The organism is Asticcacaulis solisilvae, assembly GCF_052327315.1.
In the GTDB taxonomy this organism is placed as follows: domain Bacteria; phylum Pseudomonadota; class Alphaproteobacteria; order Caulobacterales; family Caulobacteraceae; genus Asticcacaulis; species Asticcacaulis solisilvae_B.
In genome coordinates this window covers 2,087,468-2,112,513 of the sequence record NZ_CP166196.1, presented here as the reverse complement: position 1 = coordinate 2,112,513, position 25,046 = coordinate 2,087,468, and the positions used below count along the sequence as shown (strand labels likewise).

23 protein-coding genes are annotated in these 25,046 nt (G+C 65.4%); 9 read left to right on the top strand and 14 right to left on the bottom strand.

All coding sequences use genetic code 11. The features are described 5' to 3' along the window. Nucleotides 1-16: 16 nt before the first annotated feature. From AB8717_RS09910 to AB8717_RS09875, 8 genes are all read right to left on the bottom strand, one after another. Nucleotides 17-1,258, bottom strand: a complete 1,242-nt coding sequence (locus AB8717_RS09910) for an Hsp70 family protein (protein ID WP_443747170.1) — start codon at nt 1,256-1,258, stop codon at nt 17-19. Nucleotides 1,259-1,467: 209 nt separating this feature from the next. Then, entirely contained in the window at nt 1,468-3,504 is a 2,037-nt protein-coding gene (gene fusA / locus AB8717_RS09905; RefSeq protein WP_443747169.1) for an elongation factor G, read from the bottom strand. A 395-nt stretch (nt 3,505-3,899) separates the two neighbouring features. Further along, nucleotides 3,900-5,387 (bottom strand): glycosyl hydrolase family 8, encoded by a 1,488-nt coding sequence (locus AB8717_RS09900; RefSeq protein WP_443747168.1) that lies wholly within the window; start codon nt 5,385-5,387, stop codon nt 3,900-3,902. 121 nt (nt 5,388-5,508) lie between these two features. Further along, a complete protein-coding gene (locus AB8717_RS09895) occupies nt 5,509-7,833 on the bottom strand; it encodes a GH36-type glycosyl hydrolase domain-containing protein (RefSeq protein ID WP_443747167.1) in 2,325 nt (774 codons plus the stop codon). 22 nt (nt 7,834-7,855) lie between these two features. Then, entirely contained in the window at nt 7,856-8,740 is an 885-nt protein-coding gene (locus AB8717_RS09890; RefSeq protein ID WP_443747166.1) for a hypothetical protein, read from the bottom strand. Between the two features lie 2 nt (nt 8,741-8,742). Further along, the gene (locus AB8717_RS09885) at nt 8,743-9,579 is read right to left on the bottom strand and encodes a phytanoyl-CoA dioxygenase family protein (protein ID WP_443747165.1); all 837 of its coding nucleotides are present in this window, start codon (nt 9,577-9,579) and stop codon (nt 8,743-8,745) included. A gap of 11 nt (nt 9,580-9,590) precedes the next feature. Next, a complete protein-coding gene (locus tag AB8717_RS09880; RefSeq protein ID WP_443747164.1) occupies nt 9,591-10,964 on the bottom strand; it encodes a sugar porter family MFS transporter in 1,374 nt (457 codons plus the stop codon). Nucleotides 10,965-11,354: 390 nt separating this feature from the next. Then, the gene (locus AB8717_RS09875; RefSeq protein ID WP_443747163.1) at nt 11,355-12,347 is read right to left on the bottom strand and encodes a LacI family DNA-binding transcriptional regulator; all 993 of its coding nucleotides are present in this window, start codon (nt 12,345-12,347) and stop codon (nt 11,355-11,357) included. Between the two features lie 154 nt (nt 12,348-12,501). On the opposite strand from AB8717_RS09875, the gene AB8717_RS09870 reads away from it, so the two are divergent. The 5 genes from AB8717_RS09870 to katG all read left to right on the top strand — a co-directional run bounded on the left by AB8717_RS09870 (nt 12,502) and on the right by katG (nt 17,614). Continuing rightward, a complete protein-coding gene (locus tag AB8717_RS09870; RefSeq protein WP_443747162.1) occupies nt 12,502-14,187 on the top strand; it encodes a tannase/feruloyl esterase family alpha/beta hydrolase in 1,686 nt (561 codons plus the stop codon). Nucleotides 14,188-14,260: 73 nt separating this feature from the next. Continuing rightward, the gene (locus AB8717_RS09865; protein WP_443747161.1) at nt 14,261-14,503 is read left to right on the top strand and encodes an AbrB/MazE/SpoVT family DNA-binding domain-containing protein; all 243 of its coding nucleotides are present in this window, start codon (nt 14,261-14,263) and stop codon (nt 14,501-14,503) included. After that, entirely contained in the window at nt 14,503-14,835 is a 333-nt protein-coding gene (gene mazF, locus AB8717_RS09860) for an endoribonuclease MazF (RefSeq protein WP_443747160.1), read from the top strand. Before AB8717_RS09865 ends, mazF begins: the two co-directional genes overlap by 1 nt. Nucleotides 14,836-14,857: 22 nt before the next feature. Continuing rightward, nucleotides 14,858-15,262 carry a hypothetical protein gene (locus AB8717_RS09855; RefSeq protein ID WP_443747159.1) on the top strand — a complete coding sequence of 135 codons (405 nt, stop codon included), beginning with the start codon at nt 14,858-14,860 and terminating at the stop codon, nt 15,260-15,262. 207 nt (nt 15,263-15,469) lie between these two features. Then, nucleotides 15,470-17,614, top strand: a complete 2,145-nt coding sequence (katG, locus tag AB8717_RS09850; RefSeq protein ID WP_443747158.1) for a catalase/peroxidase HPI — start codon at nt 15,470-15,472, stop codon at nt 17,612-17,614. A gap of 205 nt (nt 17,615-17,819) precedes the next feature. Here katG and AB8717_RS09845 read toward each other — a convergent pair whose 3' ends face one another. Together AB8717_RS09845 and AB8717_RS09840 are read right to left on the bottom strand one after the other, a co-directional pair. Then, nucleotides 17,820-19,130, bottom strand: a complete 1,311-nt coding sequence (locus tag AB8717_RS09845; protein WP_443747157.1) for an NADPH cytochrome P450 oxidoreductase family protein — start codon at nt 19,128-19,130, stop codon at nt 17,820-17,822. Then, entirely contained in the window at nt 19,127-19,270 is a 144-nt protein-coding gene (locus tag AB8717_RS09840) for a hypothetical protein (protein ID WP_443747156.1), read from the bottom strand. The genes AB8717_RS09845 and AB8717_RS09840 overlap by 4 nt, the downstream gene beginning before the upstream one ends. Before the next feature lie 175 nt (nt 19,271-19,445). Here AB8717_RS09840 and AB8717_RS09835 point away from each other — a divergent pair, with 175 nt between their 5' ends. From AB8717_RS09835 to AB8717_RS09825, 3 genes are read left to right on the top strand one after another with little or no spacing between them, the layout of a single operon-like run. After that, a complete protein-coding gene (locus AB8717_RS09835; protein WP_443747155.1) occupies nt 19,446-20,144 on the top strand; it encodes a glutathione S-transferase family protein in 699 nt (232 codons plus the stop codon). Nucleotides 20,145-20,199: 55 nt separating this feature from the next. Further along, a complete protein-coding gene (locus AB8717_RS09830) occupies nt 20,200-21,366 on the top strand; it encodes a hypothetical protein (RefSeq protein ID WP_443747154.1) in 1,167 nt (388 codons plus the stop codon). Nucleotides 21,367-21,385: 19 nt separating this feature from the next. Continuing rightward, nucleotides 21,386-22,585, top strand: a complete 1,200-nt coding sequence (locus AB8717_RS09825) for a hypothetical protein (protein WP_443747153.1) — start codon at nt 21,386-21,388, stop codon at nt 22,583-22,585. 3 nt (nt 22,586-22,588) lie between these two features. On the opposite strand, the gene AB8717_RS09820 is transcribed toward AB8717_RS09825, so the two are convergent. The 4 genes from AB8717_RS09820 to AB8717_RS09805 all read right to left on the bottom strand — a co-directional run bounded on the left by AB8717_RS09820 (nt 22,589) and on the right by AB8717_RS09805 (nt 24,345). Then, complete coding sequence (locus AB8717_RS09820) at nt 22,589-23,179, bottom strand: YdeI/OmpD-associated family protein (RefSeq protein WP_443747152.1); 591 nt, start codon at nt 23,177-23,179, stop codon at nt 22,589-22,591. Continuing rightward, nucleotides 23,179-23,391, bottom strand: a complete 213-nt coding sequence (locus tag AB8717_RS09815) for a hypothetical protein (protein WP_443747151.1) — start codon at nt 23,389-23,391, stop codon at nt 23,179-23,181. The genes AB8717_RS09820 and AB8717_RS09815 overlap by 1 nt, the downstream gene beginning before the upstream one ends. Before the next feature lie 211 nt (nt 23,392-23,602). Continuing rightward, nucleotides 23,603-24,025: an SRPBCC family protein gene (locus tag AB8717_RS09810; protein WP_443747150.1), complete on the bottom strand. Its 423-nt coding sequence runs from the start codon at nt 24,023-24,025 to the stop codon at nt 23,603-23,605. Then, complete coding sequence (locus AB8717_RS09805) at nt 24,022-24,345, bottom strand: ArsR/SmtB family transcription factor (RefSeq protein WP_443747149.1); 324 nt, start codon at nt 24,343-24,345, stop codon at nt 24,022-24,024. Before AB8717_RS09805 ends, AB8717_RS09810 begins: the two co-directional genes overlap by 4 nt. 272 nt (nt 24,346-24,617) lie before the next feature. Between AB8717_RS09805 and AB8717_RS09800 the strand changes: the two genes are divergently transcribed. Continuing rightward, on the top strand, nt 24,618-25,034 hold the full coding sequence (locus AB8717_RS09800) for a DUF1801 domain-containing protein (protein ID WP_443747148.1): 417 nt from the start codon (nt 24,618-24,620) through the stop codon (nt 25,032-25,034). The last annotated feature ends 12 nt before the right edge of the window (nt 25,035-25,046 follow it).

Here is a 25,046-nt window from a genome sequence, read left to right as displayed (position 1 = left end):
CAAGAGCGCTTGCGATTTAGGTGGCGCCGTACGCCGCCTTCGCCGCGATGCCCAAACCGCTGGCCACCGAGGAAAACCGATCACCGTAATGCACCCGCGCCTTGGGGAAGACCGCCCGTATGGCCGCCTCGAAGCCCGGCAGCGCGGTCGATCCGCCCGTCAGGAACAGCGTCCCCACGGCATCCGGCTCAAGCCCCGCCCTTTGTACCGTGTCAAGCGCCGTATCGGCCACGCGCTGCACATCGGCCGCCACAGCCTCGATCAGGGTCGGGCGCGCGACCTCGTGCACCCAGCCGGCCTCGACGCCGGTCAGGTCGATGCGCGCCGTTTCAGCATCCGACAGGGCGATCTTGGCGCCTTCGACGGCGGCGGCGATCTGGTGCCCGGCCCTCGTCTCGATCACCGTCAAAAGCCGCTCCGTCAGGCTGCGGTCCTCGGCCATATGGTGCATCTGACGCACACCGATGATCGTCTTTTGCGTATAAAGGAAGTTGATCAGGTGCCAGGTCGACAGCTGATGATAATAGAGCCCCGGCATTTCCAGCCCGCTCTTGTATCGGCTGCGGAAACCCAAATCGCGCATGACCGTGGCCAGGCTCAGCCGCGTATCGAAGTCGGTCCCTCCGATATGGCAGCCGCCATTGCCCAGAATCCTGTCGTCCTGGCCCGGCCGCAACTCCACGACCGAAAAGTCGGACGTACCGCCGCCGATATCGACGACCAGCACGGTCTCGGCCGTATTCAGCCCGGCGCGGTAGTCGCGCGCCGCCGCCAACGGTTCGTATTCGAAAGCGATCTCGCGGAAGCCTTGCGCTTCGGCGATGGCGCGCAGTTCGTTTTCGGCGCGCGCATCGGCCACGTCGTCGCCGTCGACGAAGCGCACCGGCCGCCCCAGCACCACGCGCTCTACCTTTTGCCCCATGAAGCCTTCGGCCCGGCGCTTCAGCTCGGCGATATAGATGCCGATGATGGCGCGGAAATCCTTGCGCTTCGATCCGACCTGCGTCGTTTCGCCGATCAGGCTCGACCCCAGGATCGACTTCAGCGCGCGCATCAGGCGGCCATCATAATGGTCGAGATATTCGGCGATCGCCTGCCGCCCGAACGCGACGCCATGCGTTTCCTCGTTGAAGAAGATGGCTGACGGCATCGTCACCGCCTGGCCTTCGACCGGCACCAGCCGCACCTCGTCGCCCAGGCCTGCGCACACCGCCGAATTGGACGTGCCGAAATCGATACCGCAATAGGCCTGGGACATGGGAACCGCGTGTCTGGAGAGGGGCGCGGTGTTTAGCCTTCCTTGTTGCGCGTTTCAAGGTCAGTCTACCTCATTTGCATTGCCTTCGCCCTCCCTGCTTGCGGGGATGGAGGACCGCCGTCAGGCGGTGGGCGGGGCTCTTTCCGTCGAAGCCGCAAACTCAAAAAGAAGGACGGAAAGCCTTTCGACCTCCCGCCCCTCTCACGGGTTTAACCCGCCCGGTCCCACAGGGCCTTCGGCAACGGCGCATACCGCTCGAAAACCATATGGAAACTGCCCCGCCCCTGCGACATCGACCGCAAGGCGCCGACATAGCCGAACAGCTCACCGAGCGGCACCATGGCCACGACCTCATGCGCCGCAGCCCCGGCCACTGTCTCGGCCACCAGGCCGCGCCGCCTTTGCAGATCGCCGATGACCGCGCCCAGATAGTCGGCGGGCACCGTCACGGTGACGCGCATCAGCGGCTCCAGCAGCACGGGCTCGCTATCCGCAAAAGCGATGCGGAAAGCCTCGCGCGCCGCCATCTCGAAGGCCGGGCCAGAGCTGTCCTTGGCGTGGAAGGCGCCGTCGAGCAGCGTGGCTTCCAAACCGAGAACCGGCCAGCCATAAGGCCCGCCGTCCGTCATCGCCGCGGCGATACCGCGCTCCACCGAAGGCACGAAGTCCTTCGGCACGGCGCCGCCGACCGTGGCATCGCGGAACAAAAGCCCCGCCTCGTCACCGGCCCGCGGTGCGACCGCCAGCTTCACCCGGGCGAACAGGCCGGTGCCGCCATTCTGCTTGCGCAGGGTATGGTCGACCTCCGCCCGCCGCGACGCCACCGCGCGATAGGCGACCTGCGGCGCCCCGATCACCGCCTCGACGCCGAAATCCTCCTTCAGCGTCTCGACGCAGATCTGCAGGTGCAGTTCACCCATGCCGGCGACGACGGTGCGCCCCGTCTCCGCCTCGGTCGAGACGCGCAGAGACGGATCGCTGCGCGCCAGGGTGTCGAGCGCCCGGCGGAAGCGGTCCTGATCGCCGCGTGCCTTCGGCTCGATCGCCACCGAGATCACGGGATCCGGCACGACAAAGCCGCTGAGCACGATCGGATGCCTCGGGTCGCTCAGCGTCATGCCTGCCCGGGCGGACTTCAGGCCCACCAGGGCAACGACATCGCCCGCCACCGCTTCGGCCACCTCGGTTTCCGACCCGGCCTGGACGCGTAAGGCCCGGCCGACGCGCTCGCTCCGCCCAGTATCGGACAGGCAGACCGCGTCGCCCGGCGCGATCCGCCCCGAATAGACGCGGACGATCGCCAGCGCGCCGTAGCGCGACGCCACCACCTTCGACACCAGGGCCGAAAACGGCGCATCGGCCGACGGCTGCCGCGTCTGAGACGCGCCGCTCCCCGGATCGGTGCCTTCGACCGCCGGCCGGTCTTCCGGGGCGGGCGCATAGGCGCAGATTGCGTCGAGCAGCGGCTGGACGCCAGCATTGCGGTAGGCCGAGCCGCACAGCACGGGCGTGAAACGCCCGGCCACGCAGCCGCGGCGGATGGCGGCGCGTAAAAGCGCCGCCTCCACCTCGCCCCCGCCGGCCCAGGCCTCAAGCACCGCCTCGTCGTCCTCGGCAAGCGCCTCGACCAGCCGCGCCCGCGCCATGACGGCTTCGTCCAGCATCGCCTCGGGCACGGCCGAGACGACCGGTACCGGGCCGTCCCACACAAGCGCCTGCATGGCGACCAGATCGACCACGCCTTGGAACGCTCCCTCGGCGCCCAGCGGCAGCTGGAGCACCAGCGGCCTGGCGCCCAGCCGTTCGCCGATCATCGCCACCGTGCGTCCGAAGTCGGCGCCCATCTGGTCCATCTTGTTGATGAACGCGATGCGCGGCACGTGGAAACGGTCCGCCTGGCGCCATACGGTTTCGGATTGCGGCTCGACGCCCGCCACGGCGGAAAAAGCCGCGACCGCACCGTCGAGTACGCGCAAAGACCGCTCGACCTCGATGGTGAAATCGACGTGGCCCGGCGTATCGATGATGGTGATCTCGATCCCTTGCCATTCGCAAGACACCGCCGCCGACGAAATGGTGATGCCGTGCTTCTTCTCCAAAGCGTGGTGGTCGGTCTCGGTATTGCCGTCATGGACGTCGCCCACGCGGTGAATCCGGCCGGTGTTGAACAGGATACGTTCGGTCAAGGTGGTCTTGCCGGCGTCGACGTGGGCGATGATGCCTATGTTTCTGAGTTTGCGGGTCATATGGGCCTCGCTCTATTCGGGAGTTTTCGGGCAGCCGACAGCGCAGCCTGACGCAGCACTGCGCAGGCTTAAACACCCACCGAACGCGCGGAAACGCGGCGATGGGCGTGGCTATCGACCGGTTTTAAGGAAAAAGGACGCGGTCTCCGGAACGGTCCGGCGACACCGCGCTGATGAGGGAGACGCGTGAACCCCGCGTCTATGCGGACGCGAAGCTAGCAGCGCTCCCGAAACTGGCTATCGTCCGTCATGTTACAACCTCAACCAAATGGTGGAACGCGGCTTATAGGCAGAACCGCGTTCTCCCGTCAACCCGGGCGCGCAGGCTCACCGCCAAAGTGGCACATTGCCCACGGGCCACATAAACTTGCGATAAACAAGCAAGATCGGAAAACCTACTTCCTCTTCGCCTCGATCACCCGGTACTCGCCGCTGACATGCATCAGGCTGAACAGGTACAGCATGCCGTCGAAATAGCGCTGCTCGCCCGACGGCACCGGCATGTCCCACAGCGCCTTGACGAAGGCGTCCGACACCGGCCCGGGCGTCGCGGCCAGGCTGCCGACCGCGGCCGCGGCCACCATGCCCGCCGAATGCCGGTCCGAAAGCGGCTGCCCATCCAGCGTATAGCGATCGGCGAATGTATCGATCCCCTGCCCGTACAGGAAACCCTGCACCCGATCGGCCAGCTCGGTCTCACGCGGGTCCTTGCCCCACCAGTTGAAATCGACAGACCAGTTCGACACCGTGCGCCAGCTGTCATAGCCGAACGGGTCGGGCTGACCGTCGCGCGTCATCATGGTCGAGGCGTCGAAATGGCTGCGGTCGGGCGACAGGCCGGTCTTCGGCCCCACCACCTTCGGGAAAAAGTCGCGGCTGACATCGGCGGCCCTGGCCCAGAAGGCCCGGTCCTCGCGGGGGCCCCAGCGCGCCCACAGCTCGTAAAAGCCCGGCAGATGATACGACGCGTCCGTCCCCGGCACCTCGGTTTCCGGCACGAAGCGGATCATGTAATGCGCGTCGTCGACCATCGGACCGACCGTCACAGACCGCGGCTTATTGTCGAAATGATAGGGCGGCCACGGCTTGCCGGCCGCCTTTGCAGCGGCCTCCTGGGCCCGGCTGTTCGGGCTCGGCCAAGGCGTGTCGGGGTAGACAAACGGCGCATCGCCCGGATGGATACGCAACGGCGTCGTAGCCGTCATCACGGCGCGATGGCGCATGCCCTTCAGGATCTTGTCGGCCTCGGCCTGGTAGTTATAGATCCCCTTGCCGTTGCCCCAGCGGTGCGCCGCGAACATCAGCGCCATGACGTAATATTCCTCGCCGTCGGGCGCGGCCCCCGTGGCGCGTGGCGTGCCGTCCGTATTCATCGACCAGGCGAAATAGCCGTATTCCGGGCTCTTCGGGTCGGTCGTCTGCATATAGGTCTTCGACCAGTTCCACAGGGCGTCGAACTCGCGTTTCTTGCCAAGCTGCACGGCGATCATCATGCCGTAGCTCATGCCTTCGGTGCGCACGTCGTTATTGGCCCAGTCGGTGACGTAGCCCAGTTCGCCATTGGCGTTGGCGCCGGTCTCGAAATAAACGCGCTGCTCCTGGCCGTCGCCGTGGAACAACTGCTGGAAGGCCGCCTCGACCTTGGCGTGGACCTCGGCTGAGCTGTGACCCAGCCGCTCTGCGAACAGGTTGCGGTAATGCCCGGTCGCAAAGGCGCCCTTGCCGTTGCCGGGATGCGGGGTCACGGCCCACAGCGGCGCGTCGGCATGGCCTTCGCCTGTGGTGGCCGGCGGCACGGTCGATGCCTTGGGAACCTCGGCCTGCGCCCCGCCCGCCAGCATGATAGCGCTAACACATAGCGACGGCAAAAAACGCTTCGACATGACGTATTCCCTTTTCCTGATACTGGCGCGGCCGGAGACTTATCCCTCTGTCGCGGCGCCGGAACGACTCCCGTGCGCCGTTCATGCCATGTAATCGGTATCAGGAAAAGGGCCCTCCCGCCTACCCTTCGCTCAGCCGCGTCCAGGCATAGATCGGCCAGGCATGGGCGTGCGCGCAGTACGACGCAAACGTCGTCCACGTGCCGCCATTGTCCGGCCGCGGCAATCCCGCGATCGCGCCCGACGGCACGGCATTGATCGTATCCGGTCCCGACCACAGTCCCGTCCAGTAGCCCGGATAATGCTTCGCGAAATTATCGAAGGTCATCATGCGCAGCATGGCCAGCCCCGCGTCGCGGTCGAAGGTCGAAAGCCCCGAAATCATCTGGCCGGCCAGCGAGAACCAGAACCCGCCGTTTTCGCTGACAAAGGGATCGACCAGCCCGCCGGTAACCGGCGTCTGGCGCTGGCGCGGCCCGACCACTTCGCCCTTGAGTATCCGCGCCTGGACCTCAGCCCACAGGACGCGCTTACGCTCGACCGGAAACGACGCCGCCTGCAGCAGCAGGGATTGCGGCTCGATATGCATATTGTCGTCGCCGAACGGCGTCGCGCCGTCGAAATAGAGACGCCGCGAAAAGGTCCGCGTCCCCAGGTCGGCATAAAACGCTTTTTCGATGCGGTCGTGATAGCGCTGAAGGCTGCTCCCCAGCCGCTTTGCTGTTTCCGCCTGCGCCCCGCCATAGGCCGCGACCTGCCGCTTCAGCTCTGGCACGACCGCCAGCACCATGGCGCTGTTCATGTGCGATTCCGCCGTCCAGAAGTACCGGAGCACCGAACGGTCGGCGAACACCATGTCGCTCCAGTCGGAATTCATCAGCCGCACCAGGCCGTGCGGCCCCGTCGAGACCTCCTCGCGTAGGTACGTCATGGCGCGCTCCAGCTTCTCCAGCACCGTGCCCTTCAGCCCCGCCTGATGCGGCAGGTAATGCGTCGCCTCGTCGAGAAACGCGTGGTCACCCGTCAGCCGCAGATATTCGCCGACGCCCTGGAACAGGTACAATTGCTGGTCAGACGTGTTCCACGCGCTGTTAGACGTCATGCCGAAACCGAAATCCGTGTACTTGATCTCGCCATCGACCGTCATCTTGCTCAACACATAGCGGATGGTCGACTTGGCCAGCGCTGGCCGGAAGCACGCCGCCGCCATGGCGTGCTGCAGATGGTCGCGCGGCGCCGCCGTCAGGTCCATCTGATAATCGTAGGTCATGCCCTGCGGAATAAAGGTCTCGCCGTAGAAGCTGTTATAGGTCGCCATGGCCAGCAGGGCATGGCTGTTCCAGGTCAGCTCGCGGCGGAGGACGGGATCGGCCAGCGTGCGGAACTTAACCAGCGCCGCCTGCCACTCGCCACCGAAATGAACGCCGTCCTCCCCCGCGCCCAACCCGGCGGAAAAGGCCTGCAACGCCGCCGTATCCTGGTCGGGACACAGGCCCACCACGAATGTCATCGTCCGGCTTTCGCCCGCCTTCAGCCGCCCCGTCACCGTGGTGTCCAGCCACGCCGCGCCCGGCGACAGCGCCCGGCTGCCCGGCACCGCCCCGCGCCCGATCAGGGCCAGCGACGCCGGAAAAAGGTTGTAGCGATTGGCGTCGCCGCGCCCGCGCAGGACACCCGGCTCGTCCGATTGCGCCGTGGCGTGCGAAACGACAAGACCACGCGCCGCGTCGCTGTCTATGCGGTTGACGAACCGCACCGTCCGCGCGCCTTCCGGCTGCCCCAGTTCGATCCCCAGCGCCACGTGCGACAGGACGCTTTCGGTATAGCGAAAATCACACGCCGACCGCCCGGTATTGGTCACGGTGACCACGATCGCCATCGCCGGATCGCCCATCTCGGTATCGCCCATCCCTGAGTCGCCCGACGGCTTGACGCTAAGCGTGCGCACTACGGCAATGCCGTCTTCGGGCGTAAGGGCGTAGCGCGCATAGCCGCAGCCGAAGTCGCGCCGCGCGCGTATGGCGTCGGCGCACACGCCGTCGAGCCCGACAAGGTCGTGCGACCGCGTCTGCCCGCCGCGCGTGATCTCAAGCCGCGCGGCGTTCTGCGCCGCCTCACCAAACGGCTCGTTCAGCCGCGTCCAGCCGCGCTCGCCGCTGACCAGCCGGTAAAGCCCGCTGGCCTTCGGAAAGACGGTCAGCCGGTAATTGCCCAGGATGAAAAACGGATCGGGATCGAGCGGGTAAGGCTGTCCGCCTGCGTCGAGCGTCTTCACCGGCAGGCCCGCCGTGAAACGATAGGCCGGCAATCCCCGGCCGTCCTCGATCCACCCGCCCAGCGCCGACGCAGACGCCAGCCCGCCGTCGCCCTTCGCCGCCAGGGCCGGCCCCGCCACCGCCATAGCGCCCATTGCAGCCATCAGCGACCGCCGCGAAATCCCGTTCATACCCATAGCCCGTCTCCCTTTTTTAGTTTTCGGTTTCTGCCGCCGCGAACGCGTCCTGCGCCAGCCGGCACAGGGCCAAGCCCTCCAGCCACCGGTCGCTGTCCTCGATACAGCCGTTCGGCCCGGCCTTCATCCGCGCATAATTGATTTCGACGCGCTGCCCCTTCAACACCGCGGCATTGGGCAGCAGCTCCGGCGCGAAACACAGGCGCTCATTAGGTCCGGCAGCGTCCAGAAACCCGCGAAAGGCCCGCCGCCACATCTCATGGAAATGCCTTGTATTCGTCGCATCGGGCCCAGCCACCGGCACCTGCATGCAACTCGAATCCGCCATGCGGCCGTGCACATAGGCCGTGCGCCCGAAGACCGGCGAAAGCCAATCCAGCTTGGCGTCGAAATCGCCGTACGGCATCTCGACACCGCAGTACCAATGCGAAAAATCGGCATTGAGCCGCAGCCCCGGCAGGGCCGCGACGAAATCGAGCGTCCGGCGCGGGTCCTGCGTCAACGTGGCGCGGTGCGTCTCGACGATCAGCGGATAGCCCGTTTTCGCCGAGGCCTCGACCACAGCAGCCATCAACCGCATGCCGGACACTTGATCTTCGAACCCCGTTCCCACATGCAGCGTCGTCATCGCAAAGCCCAGGTCGGCGTGGTGCGCACAGATGGCCCGCGCATCGACCGGCGCCAGCACCCGCCCGGTTGCCGACATGTGCAGGCCCGCCCTGAGACCGGGCTTCAGCAGAGGATCGTCCGCCTCCATCTGAAGGCCTTCGTACCCCGCCGCCCGCACGGCCTCGACCGTCGCGTCGCCATCCAGCCCAAGCGGCCCAGCCGAAAAATCCGGCAGATTGCAAATCGTCCAGGTATTGAGCACCAGCCGCAGCCGCGATACGCCGTCCGCCACGCCTAAACCTCCAGCGCCTGCACGGAGCGATCGTCGCCGCCGTCCATCAGCGCCCCGCGGTCCGCCTCGGAAAAGCGCTTGCCGGCAAAGCTCATGATGTCGGCATCGTCGATCTTGCCGAGCTTGGTATAGGCCGGATGATGGCTCTCCTTGTACGGGCTGTTCGCCGCCGCGTTGTAGCAGCAGATCAGCGACCAGCGCGGATGCTCAGACCGGTTCTGGTCCGAACGGTGCAGCGTATTGGGATGGAACAGCAGCAGGTCACCCGGCGCCATGACGACGTGGACCGTCTCCAGCCGCGCCTCGATCGCCGCCAGCCGTTCCGGGTCGATCCCGGCCTGCGCGCCCGTGACCTGGTGGTCCAGCCGCCCCAGCTGATGCGACCCCTTGATCACCTGCAGACAGCCGTTTTCGCGCGTGCACGGGTCGATGGCGATAAAGGCGCTGCACAGGTCGGGCCTGAGCACGCCGTTCTGGTACCAGTAGCCGTAGTCCTGGTGCCACGCCCACGCCCCGCCGGTCAGGGCGTCCTTCATCACCATCTTCGAATGGTAGTGATAGGCCTCGTCACCCAGCAGCTGTTCGATGATCCCGACCATCGAGGCGCTGCGCGCGATCGCGCCGTACAGCGTATCGGTCGGATGGTTCCACAGCGACAGCCGCACCGTGCCGCCCTCGCCGTCCGCCCGGCCGAACGCCGCCTGGTCCAGCACGCGGTCGGCGGTCGCCATGGCGCGCAGGGCTTCGATCAGCTCCGCGTCGAAAAAGCCCGGCAGCAGCAGGAAACCGTCTTCGCGATAGGCGTCGATCTGTTCGGGGTGAAGGCGGGTAACGGACATGGTCGTATTCCTTATTGACGGGGGCCGGCCCAGCGGGCGGCAATCTCTTCAAGCGAGCGGTTGCGCGTCTCCGGCACGAAGACCAGCGCGAAGACGGCCTGGGCCAGGCACGCCGCCGCCAGCAGTCCGAAGGTCGCCGCCTGGCCTACGGCATGAAAGACGCCGGGGAACAGCAGCACGACGACGGCATTGGCCACCCACTGCGTCAGCACCGGCACGGTCATCGCCCGGCCGCGCACGCCGTTGGGAAAGATTTCCGGCAGCAGCGTCCAGAAGACCGGCCCGATACAGGCGGCGAAGAACAGCAGGTACAGGACGATCAGCCCCAGCACAGTCACACCGTAGAAGTGCCCGGTCAGAACCGCCGCCACCAGACCCAGCAGCGCCGCCGCCATGCCCAGCGATCCCCAGATGTAAAGGCCCCGCCGCCCGACGCGGTCGATGATCCAGAACGACAGCAGGGTGAAGACGAAATTGGCGCCCCCGACGATGAAGGTCGAAAACAGCGCCGCATCCAGCGTGAACCCGGCCGATTTGAAAATGGTCGGCGCATAGTCGATCACGGTGTTGATTCCACTCAGGTGGATCAGGATGGCCAGCACGAAGCCGATGGCCAGCGGCGCGCGCACATCGCGGTGGAACAGGTCCAGCCACGATCCCTTGCCCTGTGCAAGGGAAGCCCGGATTTCGGTGACCGCCGACGCGCCGTCCGCCCCGCCGATGCGGTCCAGGATAAACGCCGCCTCGGTGTCGCGGCCCTTCTGTACAAGGAAACGCGGGCTTTCCGGCACCGTCATGACCAGCAGCAGGTACAGCAGGGCCGGCACCGCGCCGGTGAAGAACATGTAGCGCCACGCGTCCGGCCCGAAGTCGCGAAGGGCGTAATTGATCAGGTACGACACCAGGATGCCGGTGACGATGGCCATCTGGTACAGCGCCCCCATCCGGCCGCGCAAACGCGCCGGCGTGATTTCCGACACGTACATCGGCGCGACCAGCGATACCGCACCCACCGCCAGCCCGCCCAGGAAGCGCGCGGCAACGAAGGCGGCAAAACCAGGCGCCAGTCCGGTCAGCACGGTGGTAACGCCGAACGCCACGGCAACGGCGATCATCAGCGCCTTGCGGCCGATCCGGTCGACCAGCAGGCCGGACGCCGCCGCCCCAAGCCCGCAACCGAACAGAAGCGCGCTGAAGGCCACGCCCAGGCCCAGCGCATCGAGGCCGAACCGCGCCTCGATGAAGGGCCCCGCGCCCGTGATGATGGCCACGTCGAAGCCGAACATCAGCCCGCCCAGGGCGGCCGCGACAGCAACAAGTACGATATAGCCCAGATTGATCCGGGGCGCGGCGGTGGCCGCTGTTCTTATGGCGTCGCTCGGCATGATGCCCCTGTGATCCCGCCGGGGTCACGCCCCGGTCTTTAATGTAGCTCAAACGCCGCATGGCTCGCCGCATCAGCGGCGGCGGGCGGTCGCCCTTGCCAACCGCTGTCACCTCCAATGTGACTGCGGTTGGAATTGTCCTCACACCCAACAGAAAATGGAAGCGGGACAGGCCGGGCGTTTACCGGCCCGTCCCGCTTCAAGTCGGGAGTCCTCGGGCGCGATGCGCGGAAGGGGTCAGTGGCCTTTGCGCGCATGGACCGCGCCGAACAAGCGGGGACACCCAAAGGCTAGATCAGGCCGAAAAATTGACAAGCCTCACTTCTGACCGATCCATCAGACAGGCCATCATTTTGCGAACAATCGCATCAAATACGACAATGAAAGGCCTTAGCTGCCGGGGATATTGTCGCGGAAAATTATTCGCGCATCCATCACGGGACAGACGCCCAGCATCTGCTGGCCGATGGCGCTGCGCAGGCGAGCCAGGGCCCGTTCGACCGTCAGTTCCGCATTCTGGTCGATGACAACGTCCAGCGTCCCCGACAACAGGTGAGGACGCGTATCGTGGCTGAGGTCGTGCGCCACGAAGACCGGCTTGCGCGCGGGCGGAACGGCCTCCAGCGCCCGGGCGATTCCGGCGGTGCCCGCACCGACATTATAGATGGCCGCCACGTCCGGAGCCTCGGCCAGCAGCGCCCGGGCGGCCTCAAAGCCCGCCTGCTCGTTCTCGGATATCTCGAGGGCCTCCGGGATCTGGAGGTGCGGAAAGGCCTCGCGCACGATGCTGCGGAAGCCCATCTCGCGCTCCTCGTGGCCGCGATAGGCGCGCGAACCGGTAAACAGCGCGACGCGGGCCGGCGCCACCGCCAAAAAGCGGCCGGTCAGATGCCCCGCCAGCCGCCCGGCCAGGCGGTTGTCGATGCCGATATAGCCCTGGTGCGGCAGGCTCGATATGTCGGTCAGCAGGGTCACGACCGGCAGGTTCCGCCGGATCAGCCCCTTCAGCGCCTCGCGGATAAGAACGTGGTCCAGGGCCACCAGCCCCACGCCCGCCGACCGGTCGCGCAACGATTCCAGCAGGGCCGCGATGCGGTCGGGCGCGTCATAGTCGACGAAGTGGACATTGACCGGCCGCCGCGGCTCGCCCTGCGCCGCCATCGCCTCGATATGCCCGGCCAGAACGCGCATGAAACCGCCCGCCCGCGGCAGGATGAAGTCCAGGCTTCCCCCCGCCGGCGCGCGCGCATATTTCAGATCGGCAGCGGCCTTGAGGATGACCGCCCGCGTATCTTCACGCACACCGGGGCGGTTGTTTAACACGCGATCCACCGTCGCCGTCGAATGCCGCGTCGCCTTGGCGATATCGGATATGGTGACCATCACAAACCATCATCAATTACATCACATCCATCATTATACGCGATGTGACGCACTTGACCACAGGCCCGCGCGAAACATGCTATGGCAAAGAGGTAAGGGTTTCGTGCGACGGCGCGTTTTACGAGTGGTAACGAAGACTTCGGGGGAGAGAGTCATGAAGCGATCAACAGCGGCAGGATACGCAGCCTCGGGCGCCTTGCTCTGCCTCTTCTCCGCATCGCTGGCCCACGCAGCCACGCCAGGGCAAACCGCCTGCGAAGCCCTGGCCCACGCCGCCATCGCCTTCCCGGGACCGTCCACCCGCATTGCCTCGGCGGATTACCACCCCGCAACGGACGCCCTGCCCGCCCATTGCGAGATCGTCGGCGTAGCGCAGGAACGCGACGGCCTGAACGGCCAGCACTACGCCATCCGCTTCCACCTGCGTCTGCCGGACGCCTGGGCCGCCCGCTTCGTCTTCGAAGGCGGCGGCGGTCTCGACGGCGACGTCGGCAATGCGACCGGCCCGGTCAATGCCGCCGGCCTGAGCGCCGTGGCCCAAGGTTTTGCCGTCGTCAGCGGCGATTCCGGCCACAGCAACGCGACCAATTCCGATCCGGCGCACAACGGCCCGGCCGCCTTCGGCTTCGATCCGGTCGCGCGAGAAAACTACGGCCACGCCGCGCTCAAGATCACCGCCGACGCGGCGAAAACCATCATCCGCACCTATTACGGCAAGGGGCCGACGCGCAGCTACTATGTCGGCTGCTCGAAAGGCGGACAGGAAGGCATGGCCTTCGCCCAGCGCTACCCCGACACATTCGACGGCATTCTGGTCACCGCGCCCGGCTTCTCCCTGCCGCGCGCCGCGATCGCCGAAGCCTGGGACACGCAAAGCTTCGCCGCCCTGGCCCGGACCGACACCGGACAGGCGCCATTCACTGGCCTTTCAAAAGTGTTCAGCGCGGCCGATTTCGCGCTGACGCGCACCGCCATCCTCGACGCCTGTGACGATCTTGATGGCCTGAAGGACGGCATTGCCGCCGACGCCGCGCGCTGCACCGACGCCCGCGTCCTGCCGCAACTGACGGCGAAAACCTGCGCGGGCGACAAGACCGACACCTGCCTGTCGGCCACGCAGGTCACGGCGCTGACCCGCGTCGTCCACGGCCCGCGCGACAGCAAAGGCAAGGTATTGTATTCCGACTGGGCGTGGCCCTCAGGTATCGCCGCGCCCGACTGGGCCATGTGGAAGACCGGCACGCCCGACGGCCGCGTCCCGGCGCTCAACGTCTTCCTCGGAGGCCCGGCCCTGGCGTCCGTCTTCATGACGCCGCCCGTAGTGCTCGGCGGAGACCCGCAATCCCTGCTCGACTACCAGTTGGCTTTCGACTTCGACCGCGACGCCCCGCGGATCTACACAACAGCAGCGCCCTTCACCCACTCGTCGTGGGAAGACATATCGGCCCGGTCTTCCGATCTCGCCGCCCTTCACGCCCACGGCGCGAAGATGATCGTCGTCCACGGCGAATCCGACCCGGTCTTTTCGCTGAAGGACACCGAAGCCTGGTACGACGATGTCACCAAACGCTTCACGGATGCCTCCACCTTCGTCCGCCTCTTCCCGGTTCCCGGCATGTGCCATTGCGGCGGTGGCCTCGCCACCAGCCAATACGACGCGTTTTCTGCCCTCGTCGCCTGGGTAGAGCACGACAGCGCGCCGGACACTATCCTCGCGACGGCTCCTGCGAACACGCCGTGGCCCGGCCGCACCCGGCCGCTCTGCCCCTACCCGCTGGTCGCGCGTTATAACGGCTCGGGCGATATCGAGCGGGCCGAAAGCTTCACCTGCAAGACGTGAAGCCCAATGTCGATACATATGTTGACACACAATGAGATAGGCGTAGACTTGCTGCCACTACGGAGGTCACGTCATGCGCGTCCAGATCAAGAAATGGGGCAATAGCGCCTCGGTCAGAATTCCGGCCTCTGTCATGGCGGCGGCGTCAGTACAACTCGACCAATCCGTCGAGGTTCGCGAAGAAGGCGGACGGATAATTATCGAACCGGTCACCGCACCTTCGTACGACCTGGACGATCTACTCGCGAACATGACGCCCGATACATTCCCGGACGATGTCGATTTCGGCCCGCCTGTCGGCCGCGAGGCCTGGTAGTGGCCGCCTGGATTCCCGACACCGGCGATATCGTCTGGCTGCAATTCGACCCTCAGGCCGGGCACGAACAGGCCGGCCATCGCCCTGCGCTAGTGCTGTCCCCAGCAAAATACAATGGGTTGCGCGGCATGATGCTGTGCTGCCCCATGACCTCGCGGATCAAGGGGTACGCGTTCGAAGTCGTCGTCTCCGATAATCCGCCAAGCGCCGTGCTCGCCGACCAGATCAAGAACCTCGACTGGCGGGCACGCTCGGCCACTCACAAAGGCAAGGTCACACCCGATGTCCTGGCGGACGTCCAGGCAAAGCTCAAGGCACTGCTGCAAATTTAAGTGGCGAAATCGGTACCCTGGAATGAGCGCCAATATATCAGGCACACTCAAGGCAGACTTCGACGCGGCCTTTGTTTTTCCTCATACGACCCGTCGTTGGAAAAGCGAACGTGGCCGGGACTACTGGATCGACCTGCAAATATGGAAAGACGCACTGGCCGGGCCAGTCTACAACATCGTTAAGTATGGTAACTGCGCCTATGTATATTCGCGCGACGACGTGTATTTCCACGACGTGGAAAATCCCGACCAATTACGCGTCAGGCTTCGTGAATGGTACTGTCGCTTGACGGCGGTTTTGGACGAATTCGTCCCCGATGATCAAGCGGAACAAGAAGACCTTGCGGTACTGCGGCAGATCACGACCCGCATATGGGCGGTCGTCGAAAGTGCGGTCGAAATCGAGAGACTACGGTTTTTGAGCTAGGGCCGCGGGATTCCATCACGCTCCCCACACCTTTTCGGGAGCGCGCGACTTTCGCATTCCCGTCCGTTTGCGACACGATTAAACAATCCCTGCGCGGCGGCGCCGCATAAATTTCTCTTTCGAAATTTAAAAGACAAATCGATTTCCCTTATGTGCCGTCCGCGCCGATATTGCCCGCGTACTCCCAGATTCACGAGGACCGAAGCCATGGACGACAACACCCCCAAAGCCGGCAAATGCCCCTTCCCGCACGGCGCCGCGCGCGGCCCGGCGAACCGTGACTGGTGGCCCGACCAGCTCGACATTTCCCGGCTCCACGCCAATTCGAAACTGTCCGATCCGCTGGGCGCGGATTTCAACTACGCCAGGGCCTTCAAAACCCTCGATCTCGACGCGGTGATCAAAGACCTGACCGCCCTGATGACCGACAGCCAGGACTGGTGGCCGGCCGACTTCGGCCACTATGGCGGTCTGTTCATCCGCCTGGCCTGGCACAGCGCCGGCACGTACCGCATTTCTGACGGACGCGGCGGCGCGGGCGGCGGCCAGCAGCGCTTCGCTCCGCTCAACTCCTGGCCCGACAACGCCAATCTCGACAAGGCCCGCCGCCTGCTGTGGCCGATCAAGCAGAAATACGGCAACGCCCTGTCCTGGGCCGACCTCTACGTTCTGTCGGGCAATGTCGCGCTCGAATCCATGGGCTTCAAGACGTTCGGTTTCGCCGGCGGCCGCGCCGACACCTGGGAGCCGGAAGAACTCTACTGGGGCCCGGAAGGCTCGTGGCTGGGCGACGAACGCTACAGCGGCGAACGCCAGTTGCATGAGACCCTGGGCGCCGTCCAGATGGGCCTGATCTACGTCAATCCGGAAGGCCCGAACGGCGTCCCCGATCCGAAGCTGTCGGCGCGCGACATCCGCGACACCTTCGCCCGCATGGCGATGAACGACGAGGAAACCGTTGCCCTGATCGCCGGCGGCCACACCTTCGGCAAGACGCACGGCGCGGGCGACCCGTCCTTCGTCGGCGCCGAACCCGAAGCCAGCGCCATCGAGGACCAGGGCCTGGGCTGGAAAAGCACGCACGGCACCGGTTTCGGCGCGGACGCCATCACCGGCGGCCCGGAAGTCACTTGGAGCCAGACACCTACAAGATGGTCGAACCATTTCTTCGAGAACCTGTTCGGTTTCGAATGGGAGCTGACCAAAAGCCCGGCCGGCGCCCAGCAATGGCAGGCCAAGAATGCCACGGCAGATATCCCCGACGCGTTCGACGCTTCGAAAAAGAAGCTGCCGACCATGCTGACTTCGGACCTGGCCCTGCGCTTCGACCCCGAATACGAAAAGATATCGCGCCGCTTCCTGGAAAACCCCGATCAGTTCGCCGACGCCTTTGCCCTCGCCTGGTTCAAGCTGACGCACCGCGACATGGGCCCGATCCAGCGCTACCTCGGACCGCTGGTGCCGAAAGAAGAGCTGATCTGGCAAGACCGCTTGCCAGCCGCCGTCGCCACGATCGACGCAGGCGACATCGCGGCGCTGAAAGCCGCCGTCCTCGATTCAGGCCTGACGGTATCGCAACTGGTCGCGACCGCCTGGGCGTCGGCCTCTACCTTCCGCGGCTCGGACAAGCGCGGCGGCGCCAACGGTGCGCGCATCCGCCTCAGCCCTCAAAAGGACTGGGCGGTCAACCAGCCTGCTGAGCTGCAAACCGTGCTGTCGAAACTTGAAGAGGTCCGCAAAGCCTTCGGAAAACCGGTCTCCCTGGCCGACCTGATCGTGCTGGGCGGGACGGCAGCCGTTGAAAAGGCCGCCAGGGACGCTGGCTTCGCAGTCACCGTCGGCTTTACCCCCGGCCGCACCGACGCGACGGACGCCCAGACCGACGCACATTCCTTCGCGCCGCTCGAACCCCGCGCCGACGGCTTCCGCAACTATTACTCCGGGCGCTCCGTCTTCAAGCCCGAAGAAGCGTTGATCGACAAGGCGCAACTGCTGCGCCTGACGGCGCCGGAAATGACGGTGCTGGTGGGCGGCCTGCGCGTGCTCGGCGCACCGGGTGACGGAGCCTTCACCTCAAGGCCCGGCGTGTTGACCACCGACTTCTTCGTCAACCTGCTCGACATGGGCACCGAATGGAAGGCGACCGGCGACAACGCCTATGGAGGCCATGACCGCAAAACCAAAGCGCCGAAATGGACCGCCACGCGTGTCGACCTGATCTTCGGTTCGCACGCCCAGTTGCGCGCCATCGCCGAGGTCTACGCCCAGTCGGATTCCGGCCAGAAATTCGCCAACGACTTCGCCAAAGCCTGGACCAAGGTGATGGAGCTCGACCGGTACGATTTGAAATAGCTGCATCTCCCCGTGCGAAGCATGGGGAGGGGGACCGCCCGTAGCGCTAGCGAAGGATGGTGGAGGGGATTCTTGCTTACTTTTTCGGGCAGCGGCCTTTCAAAGAAAGCAAGAAACCCCACCACCACATCTCTCTCACCCTTGTTTCACAAGGGTTCGCTCGTGCGGTCCCCCTCCCCATCGCTGCGCGACGGGGAGGTGCAATCTAATACAAATCCCGCCTGTACCGCCCGTCGGCGAACGCCTGATCCACCCACGCCCCACCACAAACAGACCGCAAGGCCGCTTCAACGCCCTTGCCCATGTCCAGCCCGCCGCACACCATCACCGCGCCATCATCCCCCAGCCACGCCGCCACATCCGCCCCGACCACAGCCTGGACATAGCGCCCCTGCCCGTCGTCCGGCCGCGAAAACGCCAGGTCGAGCGCGATCCTGCCCTCGTCCCGCCAGCGGACAAGCTCTTCGCACAAGCCCGCGTCATTCACCGGATGGCGCTCGCCATAGACCACCCGGACGCTTCGCCCGGCGGCCAGCGCCTCAAGGATATGCGGCCGCAACCCCGCCAGCCCGGACCCCGCCCCCACCAGCAATACCGGCCCCTTGCCTTCCGCCGCATGGAAACCGTCGTGCGTCTTCACCCTAAGCCCGATCGTCCCGCCGGGCTCCAGCCCACGGATCAACAGCCCCGAACCCTTGCCATACGCGCCATCGGCCGTGCGCACTTCGCGCACCAGCAGGTTCAGTTGCCCTTCGGACGGCAGGGAGGCGATCGAGTAGTCGCGGCGATGGCCATCCAGCGTCTCGATCTCGGCCAGGTCCCCGGCGCGCCACATCAGCCTATCGCCGTCCGGAACGAAGCCGATGCGCCAGATCGCCCCGCTGCCGCGCGGATTCAATCGCTTGCGTTCGACAAGCTTCCATTTCGGAAACGCCGCCGACGCCGCGACAGCCCCCGCGCCCCACTGCGTCAAGCCGGCCTGCCATTGCGCCAGCACCGCCGCATCGAGATCGTCGGCCTCAAGACAAGGCGTCAGCGCCACCGCGCCGCAGCGCCGGAACCAGTCGAACACCCGCCGCCCGAAACCGCAGAACCGTTCATAGTTCCGGTCGCCCAGGGCCAGCACGGCAAAGCTCTTGCCGGCCAGGTCGAGCGTTCCGTCCATCACCGCTTCGAAGCGCGCCCCGTTGTCAGGCGCTTCGCCGTCGCCGGTCGTCGATACGACGCACAGGATACGCTCGGCCACCCGCAACTGTTCGGGGGTGACCGTGCCGAGCGCCGCCACCCGCGCCGCCAGCCCGCCGGCCACCAGCCGGGCATGGGCGTTCTTCGCGATCTCCTCGGCCTGACCGGTCTGCGACGCGAACAGCACCAGCACGGCGGCGCCCTCCTGCGTCTTCGGACGGCCCGAAAGCGCCGAGGCCACACACACGGCGACAAAGGCCGCCGCCACACCGGCCGCTTGCCACAGGCGCTCGACACCGGCGCCCAGCACCGTATCAGCAAGCCCGTTCATGCCGCGCCTCCACCGCGGCGCCGCCAGACCCGGCGCATCAGGTCGCGCACCACGTCGGGCGCAACGCCGTCGCGCGCCATCAGTTGCGCCACGATCGGATCGGCCAGCATCTCTTCCAAGGTCAATTCGCGTCCCTTCACGGCTTTCGGGCTCCGTATTCGGGGACTGGATAGTCCAATTGCGAACCATTCGCAATATATAATCACGCCTCCGCCGGTCAAAAAATGTGATTGCCATCTTACCAGCACTACTGCCTGAATCGGGTCCACCACCGGGGCATGAGTTCCCCGCACCCGATTTCGCCAGGAGCCTCTCATGACCGTCACCATTACCGCCTTCGACCGTTCGCCCGACGGCGGCAAGGGCCTTGCGCGCGATACGCGCGTCCGGTGGGCGCTTGAAGAGGTCGGCCAGCCCTACGAGGTCCGCCTGGTGCCGTGGGCCGAGATGAAGCAGCCCGAACACCTGGCGCGCAATCCCTTCGGCCAGATCCCGACCTATGAGGAGGACGGCCTCACCCTGTTCGAAACCGGCTCGATCGTCTTCCATATCGCCGAACGCCATCCCGGCCTGCTGCCGGCCGACGCCGATGCGCGCGCCCGCGCCATCACCTGGATCTTCGCCGCCCTCAGCACCGTGGAGCCGCCGATCCTCGAGCTGGTGACCACCAAGATCGTCGAGGGCGACAAGCCGTGGCGCGACGACCGCCTGCCCCTGGTCGAGGCACGCATCCGCAACCGTCTCGACCAGCTGACCGCCCGGCTCGGCGACGCCGAATGGCTGGACGGCGCCTTCAGCGCCGGCGACCTGATCATGGTGTCGGTCCTGCTCAGGCTGAAGCCGTCAGGCTTCCTCGCCACCCTCCCGAAACTGGCCGCCTATGTGGCGCGCGGCGAAGCCCGCCCCGCCTACCAGCGCGCCTTTGCCGCGCAACTGGCGGTCAATACCCGTCCGGCGGATTCGCCCCCTTGCCCGCGCCCGACGGCGGGGCTAGTGTCCGCGCAGGGGCTCTAACGCGGGACGCATCGGATGCGATGTGCGCCTGCTTCCGACCGGGGGATTTTTCCTTATGCGCGCACCTGTTTTCCTGGCCCTGACGCTTACGGCGTTCGGCGGCACGGCGGCCCATGCCGCCACACCCGACATCAAGGCCGCCCACGGCGTCTGGCGCGGCACGATCGGCGACATTCCCGTCCAGGCCTGCTTCCAGCACACCGACTACGAGGACTTCGGCGCCTATTACTATATGCGTCACCTGACGATCATCACGCTCGGCACGCTTGACGGCAAGACCGGCCCGGGCCTTGTCATGAGCGAAGCCGCCAATTCGGACAAGGCCGCCGACGGCCCGCTGTGGCACATCGCATCGGTCCAGGGCGGGCACCTCACCGGAACCTGGACGGAGAAGGGCAAGTCCCTGCCCATCGCGTTGACGGCCGTGCCGTTGAAAAAGGACGACGACGCAGGCCAGCCGTGCGGCTCCGACGCCTTTACCCTGCCGCGCTTCACCAAGCCCGTCGTGACGATCAAGCCCGCCAGGGTCGACGGCATCGCCTATTCGCGCATCCTGGTCGATATCGGCAAGCAGTTCCCCGATTCCGGCTTCGAGACCTTCCAGCTGGCCGGCACAACCCCGGCCATCCGGCGCATCAATGCCGAACTCTACAAGGACGTTCCGACGGACGCCGGGCACGCCGGCTATTTTGCATGCGTCCAGGGCGCGCTTGCCCAGAACGGCATGGATGGCAACCTGTCCACGACCATCACCCCGGAAACCCTGACGCCCGGCTTCATGGTCGAATCCTATTCGGAAGACGAGTACTGCGGCGGCGCGCATCCGGACAGCGGCACAACCTATTCCACCTGGGACCTGAGCAAGGGAACCAGGATCGATCTCGACACGATGCTGACCCCGGCGGCGCTGACGCGGACGGTCCACGGCAAGGGCACAAAGAACCAGTACGTCGAAACGGCCTATACCGCGCCCTTCAAAGCCATGATCCTTCACGACTTTCCGACGCCCGACCCGGATTGCAAGGAGGCGCTGGATTCGGCCGACTTCTGGTCGATGCGCCTGACAAAGGCCGGCATGGCGTTCACGCCCCTCCTGCCGCATGTGGCGATGGCCTGTACCGACGACGCCGTCATTCCGTTCGCGAAACTTCAGCCCTACCTGACACCAGCCGGCAAGACCCTGGTCGCGGCCTTCGCGGCCGAGATCAAGGGGCGGAAATAGAGTCGCGGCAAAGGGGGGAATGACCATGCGCGCAAACCTCAGGGCGATCCTCGCCCTCGCCTTACCCTTGCTCGGCTGCCAGATGGCCAAGACCGCCGCCGCCGATCCGGGCGCGCTGCCCTGGCAGGGCGTGTGGCGCGGAACGGTGGGAAACTCCGCCGTCCAGGTCTGTCTCCAGCACGGCGACGACGACAGTTTCGGCGGCTATTATTACCTGCGCCACCTGCAGGTCATCAGCCTCGATCCACCCGCCCATGCCGCCGGCAAGGACATGATCACCTGGACCGAGCGCACCGACGATGCGAACCCGTCCGCGAAGGGGCCCGTCTGGCACATCACCGCGATCAAAAACGGGCATCTGGATGGCGTCTGGACGGACAAGGGCAAGTCCCTCCCCATCGCCTTGACCGCGGTGCCCGTTGAAAAGGACAGCGACGGCGAACCCTGCGGTTCCCTCGCTTTCAGCCTGCCACGCTTCACCAAACCCGTGGTGAAAACCGGACCGGCCACGCTCGACGGCATCGCCTATACCAGGATGACCGTCGATATCGGCAAGCAATTCCCGGACTGGACCATTGAGACCTTCCAGCTGGCCGGCGACACACCCGCCATCCGCCGCGTCAATGCCGAGCTTTACAAGGTCGTCCCGACGGATCCGCAGCATGCCGACTATTTTCAGTGCTCCATGACCGAAATGGCCCAGGGACACTGGGACGGCGGCCAGGGTTCGGAATCGCGCCCCGAGATGCTGACGAAAAGCTTCATGGTCGAAGTCATTACCGAAGGAGACGCCTGCGGCGGCATCCACCCCAATTACGGCGTGACCCACCAGACCTGGGATTTGCGCACGGGCACGGCCATAGACCTCTACGACGACTTCAACCAGGCCGCCGTAATCCGGACCGTCAGCGACAAGGGCGCCAAAACCGAGTACACCGCCGTGACCTTTACGCCGCGGCTAAGGGCGGTCGTCCTGGCCGCCTATCCGAAAACGGGCGACGACTGCCCGAAGGCCGTGGACGAAATGGACGACACCGCCTGGGATGTACGCCTTACGCCCAAAGGCATGGCGTTCACCATGCCCGCCACATCCAGCCTCTATGATCCTTGCACCGAAAACGACGCGGTCATTCCGTTCGATGACTTTGCACCCTATCTGACGGACAATGGCAAGGCGCTGGTCGCCGCCCTCGAAGCCGAGATCAAGGCCCGCAAATAGACCCTAGTCGTCCAGCCCCTTGCCGGCCATGATCTGCGGCGCGCACTTGTCGATGCGGGCCTCGCGCGTCTTGGCCTGCTTGGCCCCGGAAAAGAACAGCAGATAACCGCGCTGCCGGCCGGGCGTCAGCTTTTCGAACGCTGCCTTCAAAGCGGCGTCGCCGTCCAGCCGCGCCTGGAACTCCTCGGCCACGGCGAAGTCGGCCGTCGTCTTCTTGACGACCTTGGCGCCGGACTTTTCGATCTGGATGGCCTCGTCGACATAGGCCTTGAGCATGTTGTCCATGCGCCTGATCTCGTCGACGCTGGTGAAGCGGATCTGGCGCGCCGACTGCACGTTTTCGGTCTGCTGGATCAGGACCTTTTCCTCGTCCTTCATCAGCGCGCCCTTCATGAACAGAAGCGCTGCATAGTCCTTGAAACCGTGCATCAGCACGACGTTCTGCCCGTCCAGCGAATAGGTCGGCTTGCCCCACTTCACGTCCTCGTCCAGGCCGGACGGCAGGATGATCTCACGCAGGGCTTCGAATTCCGGCCGCCAGCGGTCCTGCTCTTCCAGGAACGCATCGACCGAGGGGTGGGGCTTGCAATCCATTACTCGGCGGCCTCCGTCCGTTTGCCCTTGATGATATAGGGCTCGGCGAACATGTACAGCCCCGTGCCCATCATGGCCAGCAGCGGGATCAGCGCTAGCAGCCCGATCGCGAACGACTGCACCTTCATGACCAGCGCCACGATATTGATAATGACCGCCACGCTGAGGACGAACCCCGCCCAGCGGTGAAAGGTGCGAATGCCTTTGTTCATAAGATGTCTCCTCTGATTGTGTTTGCCCCTTCCGCCTGGATCGGCTTGACGCCGACCCGGCCACCTGCCCGTTCTCGCGGGAAGAAAGGGAGTTTAAGTACCTAATTCCTTCCCTGTTTACGGGGAAGGTGGCGCCCCGAAGCGTGAGCGAAGGGGAGACGGAAGGGGCAAACCACAGTCTCAACACGCCCCGTCATCAGCCCCATGAAACTCAAACCGCTTCCCGGTTCAAAACCTCGTCCAGCTTGCCCAGCATCTGCTGCCAGCCGAACCGCGCCCCGCCCGACGCCCGGCCTTGTTCGGGCCGGAAGCCCGCCTGCTCCATGCGCAGATGCGTGCCCGCCCCCGTCGGCGTCAGCGTAAAGGTTACGACGCTCTTCAGGTTGAACTGCGGGTCGTCATTGGGAAAATCCCAGCTGTAGGCCAGGGTCTCGACCGGATCGACCTCAAGGACCTCGCAGTCCAGCACCCCGCCCCAGTCGCCACTGAGGTGGAATTTGTGCCCGACCTTGGGCGCGAAGTCGTTCTTCATCAGCCATTCGGCCATCAGGTGCGGCTGGGTCAGCGCGCGCCACAGCTTTTCCGGCGGATGCGGGAATTCGCGCTCCACCACCACGGATACGGTATCGGTCATTGGTCCATCCTGTTCAGCAAGTTACCCAGGTCGTCGAAACGCGCTTCCCAGAAGCCCGTCATGGTCTTCGCCCATTCGGTCAGCGGCGTCAGCGCCGCCGGCCGGGCGGAATAGTGCGTGTTGCGGCCTTCGTGCCTGTCCGCCACCAGCCCCGCCTGTTTCAGCACGGACAGGTGCTTGGACACGACGGGCTGCGACACCCCTGCCCCGGCGGTGAGGACGCCCACGGTCGTCTCGCCGTCACGGCACAGGCGTTCGAAAATCGCCCTTCGCGTCGGATCGGCCAGCGAGCGGAAAATGGCATCGTGTGTTTCAGGCATCGCAATTCATACCCATTTGGCTATGAATTAACGTATAGCTTAACGACTATGGATTGGCAAGCGCGAATTTCCATCACCACTTCCGTCTTGCACCTCCCCGTGCGAAGCAAGGGGGACCGCACGAGCCGCGAAGCGGTGAGATGTGGTGGTGGGGTTTCTTGCTTACTTTCCCGCACCTGTGTTTTAAAGCGAGCAGGAACCCCACCACCACGCGCTTCGCTCGCGATCGCCCTCTCCATCGCCTGGCGACAGGGAGGCGCAAGGAGATCCGCATGAAAGCCCCCGGCAAGACACCCAGGCCCGCCCACTATGCCGTGCCGAAATCCGACGGCGATGCCGCCGTCCAGGCGTGGATCGATCTCCTGCCCGCCGGCTGGAAACAGGACCGCGCGCGCCTTGTCGACCGTATCGTCACCGAGACCTTCCCCGAGGTGCAAAAGGCGATCAAATGGCACGTCGCCTTCTACGGCAAGTCTGGCGGCGGCTGGATCATGGCGATGGCGCCCTTCAAGGCGCACATCAAGCTGAACTTCTTCGACGGCGTGCACCTCGATCCCCCGCCGCCGGTCGAGATGGCGAAAAAGCCCAATCAGGCGCTGGACACGCGCGAACAGGACCTGTTCGATGAAGACCAGCTGGCGGACTGGATCGTCCAGGCCAGCTTCCTGCCCGGCTGGGGCAAGGTGTAGAAGGAAGACATC

Bases quoted from the DNA above. Each gene is read 5' to 3' on its own strand.
- AB8717_RS09870 (WP_443747162.1), top strand. From the start codon at position 12,502: ATGAAGCGATCAACAGCGGCAGGATACGCAGCCTCGGGCGCCTTGCTC.
- AB8717_RS09830 (WP_443747154.1), top strand. From the start codon at position 20,200: ATGCGCGCACCTGTTTTCCTGGCCCTGACGCTTACGGCGTTCGGCGGC.
- AB8717_RS09900 (WP_443747168.1), bottom strand. From the start codon at position 5,387: ATGTCGAAGCGTTTTTTGCCGTCGCTATGTGTTAGCGCTATCATGCTG.
- AB8717_RS09880 (WP_443747164.1), bottom strand. From the start codon at position 10,964: ATGCCGAGCGACGCCATAAGAACAGCGGCCACCGCCGCGCCCCGGATC.
- AB8717_RS09875 (WP_443747163.1), bottom strand. From the start codon at position 12,347: ATGGTCACCATATCCGATATCGCCAAGGCGACGCGGCATTCGACGGCG.
- AB8717_RS09895 (WP_443747167.1), bottom strand. From the start codon at position 7,833: ATGAACGGGATTTCGCGGCGGTCGCTGATGGCTGCAATGGGCGCTATG.
- AB8717_RS09810 (WP_443747150.1), bottom strand. From the start codon at position 24,025: ATGACCGATACCGTATCCGTGGTGGTGGAGCGCGAATTCCCGCATCCG.
- AB8717_RS09845 (WP_443747157.1), bottom strand. From the start codon at position 19,130: ATGAACGGGCTTGCTGATACGGTGCTGGGCGCCGGTGTCGAGCGCCTG.
- katG (WP_443747158.1), top strand. From the start codon at position 15,470: ATGGACGACAACACCCCCAAAGCCGGCAAATGCCCCTTCCCGCACGGC.
- AB8717_RS09835 (WP_443747155.1), top strand. From the start codon at position 19,446: ATGACCGTCACCATTACCGCCTTCGACCGTTCGCCCGACGGCGGCAAG.
- AB8717_RS09865 (WP_443747161.1), top strand. From the start codon at position 14,261: ATGCGCGTCCAGATCAAGAAATGGGGCAATAGCGCCTCGGTCAGAATT.
- AB8717_RS09815 (WP_443747151.1), bottom strand. From the start codon at position 23,391: ATGAACAAAGGCATTCGCACCTTTCACCGCTGGGCGGGGTTCGTCCTC.
- AB8717_RS09820 (WP_443747152.1), bottom strand. From the start codon at position 23,179: ATGGATTGCAAGCCCCACCCCTCGGTCGATGCGTTCCTGGAAGAGCAG.
- AB8717_RS09805 (WP_443747149.1), bottom strand. From the start codon at position 24,345: ATGCCTGAAACACACGATGCCATTTTCCGCTCGCTGGCCGATCCGACG.
- AB8717_RS09855 (WP_443747159.1), top strand. From the start codon at position 14,858: ATGAGCGCCAATATATCAGGCACACTCAAGGCAGACTTCGACGCGGCC.
- AB8717_RS09885 (WP_443747165.1), bottom strand. From the start codon at position 9,579: ATGTCCGTTACCCGCCTTCACCCCGAACAGATCGACGCCTATCGCGAA.
- AB8717_RS09800 (WP_443747148.1), top strand. From the start codon at position 24,618: ATGAAAGCCCCCGGCAAGACACCCAGGCCCGCCCACTATGCCGTGCCG.
- fusA (WP_443747169.1), bottom strand. From the start codon at position 3,504: ATGACCCGCAAACTCAGAAACATAGGCATCATCGCCCACGTCGACGCC.
- AB8717_RS09910 (WP_443747170.1), bottom strand. From the start codon at position 1,258: ATGTCCCAGGCCTATTGCGGTATCGATTTCGGCACGTCCAATTCGGCG.
- AB8717_RS09825 (WP_443747153.1), top strand. From the start codon at position 21,386: ATGACCATGCGCGCAAACCTCAGGGCGATCCTCGCCCTCGCCTTACCC.